Source organism: Flavobacterium sp. FlaQc-48 (assembly GCF_044007335.1).
In the GTDB taxonomy this organism is placed as follows: Bacteria; Bacteroidota; Bacteroidia; order Flavobacteriales; family Flavobacteriaceae; genus Flavobacterium.
The window spans coordinates 385,486-399,310 of record NZ_JBIPCR010000005.1 but is presented as its reverse complement, the minus strand read 5'-3'; the positions used below and the strand labels follow the sequence as shown (position 1 = coordinate 399,310).

11 protein-coding genes are annotated in these 13,825 nt (G+C 35.2%); 7 read left to right on the top strand and 4 right to left on the bottom strand.

The genetic code is table 11. The features are described from left to right. Positions 1–1,716, bottom strand: coding sequence for a DUF4270 domain-containing protein (locus tag ACHRWY_RS11215; RefSeq protein WP_395354596.1), 1,716 nt, complete (start codon positions 1,714–1,716; stop codon positions 1–3). Positions 1,717–1,737: 21 nt separating this feature from the next. Continuing rightward, the gene (locus tag ACHRWY_RS11210; RefSeq protein ID WP_056248169.1) at positions 1,738–2,544 is read right to left on the bottom strand and encodes a glycogen/starch synthase; all 807 of its coding nucleotides are present in this window, start codon (positions 2,542–2,544) and stop codon (positions 1,738–1,740) included. Positions 2,545–2,622: 78 nt separating this feature from the next. Between ACHRWY_RS11210 and panC the strand changes: the two genes are divergently transcribed. From panC to ACHRWY_RS11185, 5 genes are all read left to right on the top strand, one after another. Then, positions 2,623–3,501, top strand: coding sequence for a pantoate--beta-alanine ligase (gene panC, locus ACHRWY_RS11205; RefSeq protein ID WP_395354594.1), 879 nt, complete (start codon positions 2,623–2,625; stop codon positions 3,499–3,501). Positions 3,502–3,515: 14 nt separating this feature from the next. Beyond that, positions 3,516–3,866 (top strand): aspartate 1-decarboxylase, encoded by a 351-nt coding sequence (gene panD, locus ACHRWY_RS11200; protein ID WP_026727479.1) that lies wholly within the window; start codon positions 3,516–3,518, stop codon positions 3,864–3,866. A gap of 202 nt (positions 3,867–4,068) precedes the next feature. After that, positions 4,069–5,223 carry an alpha/beta hydrolase gene (locus ACHRWY_RS11195; protein ID WP_395354593.1) on the top strand — a complete coding sequence of 385 codons (1,155 nt, stop codon included), beginning with the start codon at positions 4,069–4,071 and terminating at the stop codon, positions 5,221–5,223. Continuing rightward, positions 5,223–6,587 carry a DNA repair protein RadA gene (gene radA / locus ACHRWY_RS11190; protein ID WP_395354591.1) on the top strand — a complete coding sequence of 455 codons (1,365 nt, stop codon included), beginning with the start codon at positions 5,223–5,225 and terminating at the stop codon, positions 6,585–6,587. Before ACHRWY_RS11195 ends, radA begins: the two co-directional genes overlap by 1 nt. A gap of 20 nt (positions 6,588–6,607) precedes the next feature. After that, positions 6,608–8,572 (top strand): transglycosylase domain-containing protein, encoded by a 1,965-nt coding sequence (locus ACHRWY_RS11185; protein WP_395354590.1) that lies wholly within the window; start codon positions 6,608–6,610, stop codon positions 8,570–8,572. 300 nt (positions 8,573–8,872) lie between these two features. Here the strand turns inward: ACHRWY_RS11185 and ACHRWY_RS11180 are convergent, their stop codons facing one another. Beyond that, on the bottom strand, positions 8,873–9,622 hold the full coding sequence (locus tag ACHRWY_RS11180; RefSeq protein ID WP_395354589.1) for a LytR/AlgR family response regulator transcription factor: 750 nt from the start codon (positions 9,620–9,622) through the stop codon (positions 8,873–8,875). Further along, positions 9,619–11,442 carry a histidine kinase gene (locus ACHRWY_RS11175; protein ID WP_395354587.1) on the bottom strand — a complete coding sequence of 608 codons (1,824 nt, stop codon included), beginning with the start codon at positions 11,440–11,442 and terminating at the stop codon, positions 9,619–9,621. Before ACHRWY_RS11175 ends, ACHRWY_RS11180 begins: the two co-directional genes overlap by 4 nt. Before the next feature lie 148 nt (positions 11,443–11,590). Between ACHRWY_RS11175 and ACHRWY_RS11170 the strand changes: the two genes are divergently transcribed. Further along, entirely contained in the window at positions 11,591–12,556 is a 966-nt protein-coding gene (locus ACHRWY_RS11170; protein ID WP_395354586.1) for an SIMPL domain-containing protein, read from the top strand. A gap of 108 nt (positions 12,557–12,664) precedes the next feature. Then, entirely contained in the window at positions 12,665–13,822 is a 1,158-nt protein-coding gene (locus ACHRWY_RS11165; protein WP_395354585.1) for a hypothetical protein, read from the top strand. The last annotated feature ends 3 nt before the right edge of the window (positions 13,823–13,825 follow it).

Here is a 13,825-nt window from a genome sequence, read left to right as displayed (position 1 = left end):
TTAATTTGGTTTCGTGTAGTAAATTTCAAGTTGCAATTTTTTCCCGGCAGGAATGCTTGAACTTGAAGTCCCCCCATATAATATTGTCCCTAACGGACTCATTACTGAAGCTCTTGGTGCATCTGTAATAACGTCATTTTTAAGTTTTAATTTACTTGAAGTTATTGTATTTATATCTCCGGTAACTACCAAACCTAACCTTACATTTTTTACAGTAGCGTCTTTTATGATATTACGAATATGACTCGTTAATCTAATTTTGTAGCTTGTACCTCTTTTTGTAGTAGCATCTACAGTAACGATACCACTATAAATCACCTTAGTCATTTTAGCATCAGCTGTTACACTTGTAGTACCATCTGACAAATAATCTGCAATTGGTATATTATTATCTAAGTCATATAAATAAACACGTTTTGGTTCCCAGGCTAAATTATCCGGGTTAGCACTAGGATTATAAGCCATTTTTGCTGCATCAATAGAGAAAACAAAATTAGCTTCATTAGCCAGCCAGTGTTTCGTTTTAACATTATTTCTGATTTCATCTAATTGATCCGGAACCCCGTTTGCTTTATTTTCTAAAACACCATTAGCATCATATCCTATTAAATCTGTTTTACCAAAAAGTTCAATTACCGCAAGTGAACCCTGCCCTCCTTTGAGATAAAGCCTGTCATCTCCTGTCGTTTTATTTGGACTCGTTATGGCAGTATTATAATCAGCACTTCTGGTACTCTGTTGCAAACCGGCTGATGCCCCTGCCAAAGTAATGGTTATGGTTTTATCCTCCATTGTAGTATCAGGATCTGTGGTAATAGCGGTTTTGGCTTTGTACTTTATTGTAATCTTAGCAGTACCTCCCGCAAAATTTATTAAAGCCATATTTGTTGGATTACTCCCTGATTTTTCAACTTTAAAATACAACCCTCTAAAGTATTCCTGAAAAATATCCGCAGAAGAAAGCTTTGAAGCATCGGCCTGAAGAATCTTCTTAAGGAAATATTCTTTATTTAAATTCAAACGCATTTCTGGCGCAACATAAGTATAGGTATATGTTTTTGTAGCAGCAGCGGCATCCACTACTGTTGAATCTTTTCTTTGCGCTGCACTAAAAAAGAACTCGTCATTTTGTGTTTTATCTGCATCATCATTCAATCTTGCCCCAATTTTACTGGAATCAAAATTTACAGGATCTGTACCGGCATCCTGATCTGTATAGTACAATTGAGGAAATTGCGTTCCTCCGCTAAAAAAAGAACCACGCATTTGAACACCTGACTCATATACACTCAGCTTAAGTTTCCCGTTTTTTTTATCCCCATAAATAGAATCCAGGGCATACACATTACCTCCTTTAGGATCGGCTGCCGTAGCATGACTCAAATAAGGCACACTTAACACGACACTTTCTATTACAGGAGCATCACCAATAACAGGTGCGTAAGCACTTAAATTAACCTGCGTAACATAATTTGAAGAAGTCGATCCAAATACCGGATTATCATAAATTCCTAAACCATAAAGCGTTAATCCATTTGACTGAACCGGGGTTACTTCCTGATTATAAGCTAAAACATCATATTTTTCTGACTCAAGACCAAAATGATCGTCTCCGATCAAACCATCACCAATCGCATTAAAATCTTTATCGCAAGAATATAAAAGAACTACTGTTGCAACCAATAGAATTTTCTTAATAAAAGAAGTATTGTACATGTTTAATAATAAAGTTAAAATTTAAAGACCCATCGTTTTATAGAAATTTGTATACGCTTCAGCGAATGCATCTTTCGTGGCGAAAGGTAAAAAAGGTTTTCCTGAAGATTCTATAAATTTTGTTAAACTTGGGGATACATTTTCAGACGCGATAATCACAGCATCAGAGTGTAATATACTAGCTTTTAAGACGTTTTCGTAATTAGGTGTTTCTAAATCAGAGATTGCTTCATGCGGAACCCCGTCAAATTTAACCTTATTTATCATTTCTAAATCGAGGTTTTCATCAAAAGATTGCCCGTAAACAGAGGTTACAATTTTAGTTTCAGAAAACAGGGCTTCGTTTTTATAATAATGCTTCATGTAAATGGGCAACATTGCCGCCAACCAGCCGTGAACATGAATAATATCCGGAACCCAGTTTAGTTTTTTTACCGTTTCAACAACTCCTTTTGCAAAAAATATCGCTCTCTCATCATTATCAGGATACAGAACTCCCTCTTCGTCAGCAAAAGTTGCTTTACGCTTAAAGTACTCATCATTATCGATAAAGTAAACCTGAATTCTTTCTTTTGGAATTGAAGCGACTTTAATAATCAATGGCATATCTAAGTCATTCACTACCAAATTCATTCCTGAAAGTCTAATTACTTCGTGTAACTGGTGTCTTCTCTCGTTAATATTCCCATATCTTGGCATGAAAATTCTTATCTGACCTCCCTGATCGTTAATCATTTTCGGAACGTCATAAGACATTAAAGAAACCTCATTTTCAGCCAAATAAGGCACGACTTCAGATGATACATATAATATCCTCTTATCTTTCATAATAGTATTTTACTTAATTTTTGGTAATAAAAACGTTGCAAAATTACAAAAATTTATGCAGTTTATAACTAATATATTATGTTTGCACTAAATTTTAATAATACCGCCATGCATATTTTCTACGGTAAAGTAGCTTTGATAGCCTATTTAAAAACTATCAAAACTGCAAGTTCAACTATCGGATTTGTACCAACAATGGGCGCTTTACACCAAGGGCATTTGGCTTTAATGCAAAGATCACTTAAAGAAAACGACGATACCGTTGTAAGTATTTTCGTCAACCCTACCCAATTCAACAATCCGGAAGATCTTGACAAATATCCCCGAACATTAGAAGAAGATGTAAAAAAAATGCGAGGTTTAAGTGACAAAATAATTCTTTACGCACCTTCTGTCGATGATATCTATGAAGGGCACACCGTTTCGCAGTCATTTGATTTTGACGGATTGGAAAATCAGATGGAAGGAAAATTCAGACCCGGTCATTTTAACGGAGTGGGAACTATTGTAAAACGTTTGTTTGAAATTGTCACCCCAACCAATGCCTATTTTGGAGAAAAAGATTTCCAGCAATTGCAGATCGTAAAAAAAATGGTCGAAAAAAACCATTTACCTGTAAATGTTGTAGGTTGCCCTATTTTCAGAGAAGACAACCTGCTGGCAATGAGTTCCAGAAATGAGCGTTTAACACCGGAAGAACGAAAAGAAGCCGCGATTATTTACAAGGTATTGACAGAAGCCAAAGAAATATTTCAAAACAGCAGCCCTGAAGAAACCATAAAATTTGTAGAAAATTCTTTCAAAGACAATGAAAGGTTTGATCTCGAATATTTTGTAATTGCTGACGAATCCACATTATTACCTATAGATTATAAAAGTAAAGACAAAAACTACCGTGCATTTATAGCAGTATTTGTTAATTCTATTAGGTTGATTGACACCATTTCATTAAATTAATTTACCTTTGCACCATGCAAATTCAAGTTATAAAATCAAAAATTCATCGTGTAAAAGTAACTGGAGCTGATTTAAATTATATTGGCAGTATTACTATTGATGAAACCTTACTGGAAGCCTCAAACATTATTGAAGGCGAAAAAGTATCTATTGTAAATATTAATAATGGCGAACGCTTTGAAACGTACGCTATTAAAGGAGAAAAAAATTCAGGCGAAATTACCCTGAACGGACCTGCCGCAAGAAAAGTACAAAAAGACGATATCATTATCATTATATCCTATGCCACCCTGGAATTTGAAGAAGCAAAAACCTTCAAACCATGGATCATTTTCCCTAATGAAAACGATAATTCGTTAACGTAATTTTTTCCTTTATATTAAAAAAAAAAATCTGATTTGTCAAATTTCTGTTTGAACAAGCCAGATTTTTTTTGTCTAAACCAAAAATAGGTTTAATCGCATAATTTCATTGCTTTTTTAAATTCCTACATAAACAAAAAAGCAAATAAAGTATTATATTGCTACACTATTTCAATACTTTTTAATTCACTGAAATGCCCAACTCATGAAAAAAGTTTACCTACTTATTACCTTAATTTCAATTTCTGTCTTTTCTCAGAAAAAATTTGACAACATTAAATCTGAAAAACTCGGAACAGAACGAAGAATAACTATTGGCCTGCCAGAATCTTATGAAGCTAATCCGGATAAAAAATACCCGGTTTTGTATTTATTAGATGGAGATTATTTGTTTGATCCTTTCTCCGGGGCTTTAAGTTACGGTGTCTATTGGGGAGATTTACCGGAAGTAATTATCATAGGTGTTCATCAAAATAAAAATGAAGAACGCGAAGACGATACTACAATTGATCAAAACACAGGACTTCCTTTTGAAAAAGGAGCTGACTTTTTTGAATTTATTGGTGGCGAACTCGTTCCTTATATCGAAAAAAAATACCGCACATCGCCTTTTAGAATTATTGCAGGCCATGATGTAACAGCAAGTTTTATCAATTTTTATTTGTATAAGGAAAAGCCTCTTTTTAATGCTTACATTTCTTTTAGCCCCGAACTTGCTAATAAAATGGAAGTCCGAATTCCTGAAAAATTTGCCAAAGTAACAGAACCCTTATTTTACTATTTATCCGTAGCAGACGGAGACAATAAAAAGATCAAAGAACCTATTGAAAAATTAGACAGCAATATTAAAATTGCCAATAATCCGTTAGTAAATTACAAATACGATTTATTCAAAGGCACAACACATTACACTCAGGTCTTACATGCCATTCCAAGCGCTTTATATCAAATATTTGAAGTGTACCGACCTATAAATTCTGCCGAGTACAATACTAAAATTGCAGTTCTTGAAACGGGTTACGCAGATTATCTGGAGAACAAATACAATGTAATGTCTAAAGTTATGGGCGTTCAGATTCCGGTAAGAATAAGTGATTTCAAAATTATTGAAACTCTTATACTGAAAAAGAATGCTTATGATGAATTAGGAAAAATGGCCGAAATTGGAAATGTAAATTACCCGAAAGCCATGTTAGGAGAATACGAATTAGGATTGATGTACGAAAAAATGGGAGATCCTAAAAGAGCTTCAAAAAAATACCAGAATGCCTCACAAATGGAACCAATTGGCGATTTAAACAAAGATTTAATGTACGAGAAAATCGACCAGATGAAAACACTTGAAAAAACCACTAAATAATGTCTAAAGTTAAAACTTCCTTTTTTTGCCAAAATTGCGGAACCCAATATGCCAAATGGCAGGGACAATGCAATGCCTGCAAAGAATGGAATACTATTGCCGAAGAAATCATTCAGAAGCAGGAAAAAGTAGCCTGGAAAAGCGAACCTGCTGCATCAGGCGGAAAAGCTCCCCGTCCCTTAAAAATTAATGAAATTGATTCTACTCAGGAAATTCGAATGAATACTACTGATGGCGAATTGAACCGTGTTTTGGGTGGTGGAATTGTTCCCGGATCCCTGACGCTTTTGGGCGGTGAACCCGGAATTGGAAAAAGTACACTTTTGCTTCAGATTTCACTAAAATTGCCTTATAAAACCCTATATGTTTCCGGCGAAGAAAGTCAGAAGCAGATAAAAATGCGTGCTGAGAGAATCACACCGGACAGTGACAACTGTTACATTCTGACAGAAACAAAAACGCAGAATATCTTTAAACAAATTGAAGCCATTCAGCCGGAGATTGTCATTATCGACTCTATTCAGACTTTACATACCGATTATATTGAATCAACTGCCGGAAGTATTTCTCAAATTAGGGAAACTACAGCCGAGTTGATCAAGTTTGCCAAAGAAACCAACATTCCGGTTATTTTAATTGGCCATATTACAAAAGACGGGAATATCGCCGGACCTAAAATACTGGAACACATGGTCGATACCGTTTTACAGTTTGAAGGTGACCGAAATCACGTGTACCGCATTTTACGTTCACTCAAAAACCGTTTTGGCTCAACTGCCGAATTGGGAATTTACGAAATGCTGGGAAGCGGCTTGCGCGAAGTCAGTAATCCTTCAGAAATATTGATCTCGCACAAAGACGAAGAATTATCAGGAACTGCCATTGCCTCTACTCTTGAAGGCATGCGCCCTTTGATGATCGAAATACAATCGCTGGTTAGCACGGCAGTTTACGGAACCCCGCAAAGAAGTACAACGGGATATAATGCCAAACGTTTAAATATGATTTTGGCCGTTTTAGAAAAAAGGGCCGGATTTCGTTTAGGCGCAAAAGATGTCTTTCTGAATGTTACCGGAGGAATTTCTGTCGACGATCCTGCAATTGACCTCGCGGTTGTTGCTGCGATTTTATCCTCAAACGAAGATATTCCGGTTACAAAAGGTTTTTGTTTTGCGGGAGAAGTGGGTCTTTCCGGAGAAATTCGCCCTGTAAACCGGGTAGATCAGCGTATTCAGGAAGCCGAAAAATTAGGCTTTACCACTATTTTTGTCTCTAAGTACAACAAAATTGCATTAAAGGATACGGGAATCAAAATTGAGCTTGTGGCTAAAATTGAAGATGTAGCAGGTATTCTTTTTGGATAATATTGTTATAAATTTACTTTATGAAATTTCCAAAACAAAAAATATACAAAGCACTATTAATACTTGCAATAGTATTAATAGTGCTTTTTTTAGGTTTCTACTTTTTTCGTGATGCCCTTTTAAGAAAAGCAATTACAAAAGTAAAAACTAAAATGGATACGGAATACAACAGTACATTTTCTGTAAAAACGGCTTCATTTGACGGATTATCCGGCATTAAACTAACAGATGTTATCCTGGTGCCAAAAAATGCGGATACACTGTGTCACATCCAAAAAATTGAAACCAGTATCAGTTTATCCAGCTTATTAATTGGTGATGTACAAATTGGGACTTTAAAAGTCAATAACGGCTATATTCAGTTAGTCAAAAAAGGAAATACCCGTAACTTTGATGCTTTCTTAAAAAAGGACAAAGCCGATTCTGATAAAAATGAAAAACGAAAATATGCCACTTTTGCGTATCGAATTATTTCTAAATTATTAAATCTGGTCCCGACGGATATGAAATTGGAAAATCTGAATTTCAGAATTGATGATAATGGAAAAAAGACTTCTGTCGCTGTCAATAAACTCGTTTTAGACAACAAACAGCTTGAAACCAGTCTTCATGTTCAAAGCAAAGATTTTGATCAGCGCTGGAACATAAAAGGATTTGCCGACCCCAGAAATAAAAAAGCAGATATTCGTTTTTTCAATTTAGATACCGGAGCGATTCGTGTTCCCTATTTGGACGAACGTTACAACTTAAAAGCAAGCTTTGATTCGATTCGTTTAAACGTTCAGAATATCGAAAAAGACGGAAGCGAATTACACCTTGACGGCTATACTTCTATTGTTAATTTAAAAATCAATCACCCTAAAATTGCCAGCAAAGATGTGGTCATTAAAAATGCACGTTTTGATTATCGTTTTTTACTGGGAGATGATTTTATATCGATCGACAGCACCTCAACCATGCAGCTGAACAAAATAAAAGTAAAACCATACGTTTCTTATAGTACCGAAAAAGATACGGTTTACACCCTGAAAGTTACTATTCCAAAAATGCAGGCACAGGATTTTATTGTTTCATTGCCTGACGGATTATTTACACACTTTCAGGGAATGGAAGCCACCGGAAATTTTGATTATAAGCTGGACTTCAAATTCAACCAGAACAATCCAAACTCTTTAGTTTTTGACAGCAAACTCAACAAGGAAGATTTAAAAATCACCAAATACGGAGAAGCCGATCTTAATAAACTCAATGGCGAATTTGTGTATCGCGCCATTATACAAAACGTGTTGCAACGTCCGGTTTTGGTTGGAAATGCCAATCCCAATTACACGCCTCTGGATCAAATCTCGCCTTATTTAAGAAAATGTGTCCTAACAACTGAAGACCCGTCTTTTTTCTCCCACCGCGGTTTTATCAATGAAGCCTTCAAACAGTCTATTCTAAAAAATATCAGAACTAAAAAATTCTCCCGTGGTGCGAGCACTATTAGTATGCAATTAATTAAGAATGTCTTTTTAACCCGCGAAAAAACACTTTCGCGTAAGCTTGAAGAAATTCTATTGGTTTATATTCTAGAAAACAATCGCGTGGTCAGCAAAGAAAGAATGCTCGAAGTGTATTTTAACATTATAGAATGGGGACCAAATGTTTACGGAATTGGCGAAGCAAGTCATTTCTATTTCCAGAAGAGCCCATCGGCTTTAAATGTAGATGAATGTTTGTACCTCGCAACTATTATCCCGAAACCGAGAAAATTCATGTACCAGTTTAATGATCAGGGAAATCTGAAAGATTATGCTATAAAAAACCAGCAGTTTCTAAAGAATTTAATGTTCCGTCGCGGTCTTTTAATTCCGGAAGATACAATAGGCCAAATGCCCGTTTATATTTCCGGCAATGCACGTTCTTTAATCAGAATAAAAGCTCCGGATTCAACCGCAGTTAAAAATGATTCTTTATCAATGGAAGAGGAATTTGACTTGTAATGGCCGCAAAAGGCAAAAAGTTTTCTCTTTTATAATTTTTAAACTTTACGCCTTTGCGGGAGTATTACTTTTAAGTTTTTAATACTAATATAATATTGCCCGAAAAGGCGCTAAAAGCGCAAAATTTTGTCATTTCGACATAAAGGCTCCCTGCTATACCGAACAAACAAAGTAAATCGAACAAGAGAATCGACAAAGATTGTCCCATTCTTTATGGGGTTTCTCGTGTAATCCTTCCTGCGTCAGGATGACAATATTGTCTATAAATCTTCGTGGCCTGCTGCCTTCACGGAAAAAACCTCATTTAAAGTTCTTTAAGAATTCTTCTTTGTAAGTGGGTGAAACTTCAATTTCTGCACCATCATGGAGAGTGATGATCCCGCCTTTATTATAAGCTTTTACGCAATTCAGGTTGATGATATGTGACTTATGAACGCGTATAAATGGCAAAGGTAAAATTTCAGAAAAGTGTTTTAAAAATCGGCAGACCATTTTTTTGCCTCCATTGTTCAGATACAAATCCGTAAAATTTCCGTTTCCGCGAAGGCGAACGATTTCTTCCATTTTTACGACTTCAAAACCTTCGAGTGTGGGCAAAATCACTTGTTGCTTTTCAGGTTTTGATTCCTGAAAATTCTCTACAATAATTTTATTTCTGTTAAAGATTTCATGATTCATGATTTGATGCTGTACTTTGTTTACCGCAACTATCAATTCCTCGATGCTAATAGGTTTGAGCAAATAGTAGGCCGCACTTTGGTTTAAGGCTTTTAGTGAATACTCAGAAAAAGCCGTTACAAATATGGTTTCGAACTGCAAGTCTTTACAGGCTTCGAGAACATCAAAAGCATTCCCAAACGGCATTTCAACATCCAGAAAAACCAATTGCGGTTGTATGTCGTGTAGCAACGGAACCGCTTCTTTAATATTCTGTGCTTCGCCCACAACCTCAACCTGAGGGCAATATTTACTCAAATAATTTTTAAGCACTTCACGAGCCGCCAATTCATCTTCTACGATTACACTTTTTATTTTCTGAAACGTCATCATATTGCCTCAATTAATGGAAAAACAATTTCTACTATTGTTCCGGATTCCGGTGATGCTTTTTCTTTGATTTCAAAAGCAATATTCTTTTTATACAATTCATTCAGTAAACCTATCCGTTCTTTGGTATTGCTCAGTCCACGTGATTCATGTGCTTTTTGATTGCTTGTTTTAAGTTCCTGACTTTTAGCCAGACCAATTCCGTTATCATCAATAATTACAACAACTTTCCTATCGATAAGCTCAAACTTAAGCTGTAAGAATCCCTTTTTATCCAGATAGCGCAAGCCGTGCCAAATTGCATTTTCTAAATGTGGCTGAATAATCATATTGGGTATAAAAACACTTTCAGCATCCAGATGTTCATCAACGGTAATGGTAAAATCGAACTTATCCTGAAAACGCAAATGTTCCAGGTCCAGGTATTTTTTTAATTGCTCGACTTCTTTATCCAATGAAATAAAATCTTTGTTCGAATTTTCCATCATATCCCGCATTAAATTCGAGTAAGAAGTCAGGTATTTATTCGCCTCCAGTTCTTTATTTTCAGATATAAACTGATTCACGCTATTTAAACTATTAAAGATAAAATGCGGGTTCATTTCACGTCGTAACGATTGCAATGCGATTTCTTTATTCTTGGTTTTAATAGCATACAGCGCTTTTACGATAAAACCAAACAAGAGCAAAAGCAATAAAATTGATCCTAAAAGAAAATAATTGAACGTATTCTTCTTGGTAATCAATTCATCTTTTAAGGTTTTTTCTTTTTCGAGCTGGCGGATTTTATCCTCAGTGATCTGAAATGTTTTGGCATCGATTAAAGTGGTATCAGAATGAATGAGCTTTTCGAAGTTTTCAAAAAACTGTTCGTACAATGCCATACTTTCTTTGTCCTCGCCTTTTGTTTTGTAATATTTAATTAATGAAGACAAACTTTTTTTGGCTTCCGCCGAATTTCCTTTTTGGAATGACAAATTATAGGCTTCTTTGAGGGAAAGAATTGCTTTCTCCGGCTCTGCTTTTTCAAAATAAAGAGAAGCCAGCGATTGTAATTGTTTTATTTCTGTAGTATAATCGTTATTGGTCTTTGCTTCGGCAAGTAGTTTTTCATTTATACTAACGGCTTTATCAAACTGATTGTCGCCGGCATATACTTTTGCAATCTCGTTTTTGATTTTAATTACCGACTCGGGTTTGTCTTTTGCATATACTAATGCTTTTTTATAGCTTTCTATAGCTACCTTTTTATCATTTAAGTCTAATGAATTTTGCGCTTTCTGAACATACGCTTCTGTAACTTCCTGACTTTTATTTTCCTTTTTCAGCAATTCAATATTAGAATCGACATAATTCGTCTGACTTGCAGGGTTTGCCTTGCTTCTTAGTCGGTTAGCATCGTTTAAATTTATCTTTTCTTCAGAAACGTCTTTTGCCAATGCACCTGCGACTTCGTAATTTTTAATGGCCGAGCCAAAATTTTTCTGGTTTTCCTGTACTTTGGCCAGGCTGCGTGTTACACGGGTTTTATCATCAGTCAGTTTTAATTTGGTATAACTGTTTAAGGCCTTTTTAAAATAGTCCTCGGCTTTGGCATTATCACCATTATTTAAAAATTCATTGGCCAGCCTTTCGTAATTCAGGGCAATTTTTGATTCATCATTTTCATTCAATGAAACAGATAAATCTTCTGCCGCTTTACTGATTTTGACCTGTTTGCTTTTTTCGGCTTTCTGCACAGGCATTGCCTGCGCTATTGTTCGTTGTGGAAACAATAGTACTACACAAAGCACACTAAAACTAATTAACCAATGACGTTTCACAAATACCTTATTTTGAAAGTGTAAAGTAACCTAATTTCAAATTCCCATCCTATATTTTTCACCAAGTCAAACGACCTGTTGACCCATTCTGCCAAAAATACGTTTTTTCGATCAATACATTTGACGACTAATCTTAAAAACTGTCATCATGAAAAAACTATTCTTTACCTTTTTAACCCTACTATTTTCTTCATTTATAATGGCTCAGGCTTCGGGAAATATCAATTATCAAAATCAGCAATATACTGCCAACAATACTATTAATATCAACTTTACTCCAAATGCCGATATTCTTGTAAGCGTAAAAGGGCTTGCCAATATTAAAGCAGACGCTTACACTGCCATTTTCAGCACAACACAAACCGGTAAAACGACTAAGGAGGTCAATGAAATAATTGACCAGAGAATTACGAACGCCCTGCATGAAATTAAACTTAAAAAAGGCGTTGAGACTTTTGTCGATATGATTTCATTTGTTCCCGTTTATGAATATGAAACAGAAAAAAAAGTTTTTAATCGTAAAACGTATAATGAAGTGCCGGCGGGGTTTGAATTAAAGAAAAACATTCATATAAAGTATACTGATCCCAATCAGTTGAATGAGTTTATCGCCATTTTATCTGCTAATGAAATATACGATCTGGTAAGGGTCGATTACTTCTCGAATACACTGGAAACAATTAAGAAAGAAATGATGAACAAAGCAAAACTTCTGATTCAGGAAAAAATAAAAAACTATGAAATGCTGCTTGGAGAGACATTTACGAATACGGAGAAAAAAATCACAGATGATTACCTCGTAAACTTACCTGTAGAAATGTATAAATCGTATGAGGCTTACAATAGTTCTTCTTTAAACTTAAAAAAAGCAGCCAATATTAATCAGGTTAGCAAATCGGTTACGCTTTATTACCAGCCTGTATTTAATAAAGAGTTTGATTTTGTGCTTAATCCAACTGTGCTAGAACCGGTTATTCAAATACAGTACGAAGTTAAAATAGCAATTAACAGAGAAAAGAAACCCGTTTCAAAAACAGAGAAGGAATTTATTCTGGTTACTTCAAATGGTGATTTAAAACCGCTCAATATAAACACTGCCAGACAAAATCATTAATCTGACTGCATTTCACCAAGTCAAAATACCGTTTCACCATTTGTGCAAAAAAAGGGCTTTTTAAGTTTTTAAATTTGATCTGTAATCATCCAATTAAAAACTAAAATTATGAAATCAAATCTTTTTATTTCCGCGATTTTTGCCACTGCACTTTGCCTGGCAGGCTGTACTGACGCTAATGCAAATCCGAAAAATAAAACTAAAATCGAAAAACCGGCTTCGGCTACTACCAAAATACAAGTTGCACTTTTACTCGATACTTCGAGCAGCATGGACGGATTAATTGATCAGGCTAAATCCAGATTATGGAACATCGTGAATACCTTAACGACTTTAAAATATGAAGGAAAAACACCGGATATCGAAATTGCTTTATATGAATATGGAAATGATGGTTTATCTGAAAAATCAAATTACATCAGACAGGTAACCCCGCTTTCTACAGATCTGGATTTAATTTCAGAAAAACTATTCGCCCTGCACACCAATGGCGGAAACGAATATTGCGGTGCTGTAATTCAGGATGCGACAAAACAACTAAAATGGGCGACTGAAAACAACAATATGAAGCTGATTTACATTGCAGGCAATGAAGAATTCAATCAGGGAAAAATTAGTTATAAAGAAGCCATAAGCAATGCTTTAAAAAATGACATTTACGTCAATACGATTTTTTGCGGCAATAAAACCGAAGGCATCAACATACTTTGGAAAGACGGGGCCGATCGCGGAAAAGGAAAATATTTCAACATTGATTCTAACCAGTCTGTGCAATATATTGCAACTCCTTATGATGACGAAATTACCAAATGTGATGAGAAAATGAATAAAACTTATATTAATTATGGTGCTAAAGGAGCTGCAAAAAAAATGAATCAGGTCACACAGGACCAAAATGCCAAAACGGTTTCGAATGCCAATTATGCAGATCGAGCCATAAGTAAATCAAAAGCAGTTTATAAAAATGAAAGCTGGGATTTGGTAGACAAGACTAAAGAGGATGCCTCGGCACTTTCAAAAATTAAAAAGGAGGAGTTACCGGCAGAACTTCAAAACAAAAGCACGGCCGAATTGCAAAAGATAGTCACCGAAAAAACAAAAGAAAGAGAAACGATTCAGAAAGAAATAAGTTTATTGGCAAAAAAACGTCAGCAATACCTTGACAGTGAATCTAAAAAAACTAAAAAACAAGACGATTTAGGCAACACAATCAATTCATCAATTGTTGCTTTTGCAAAAGTTAAAGGGTATACAATTGAAAAATAAATC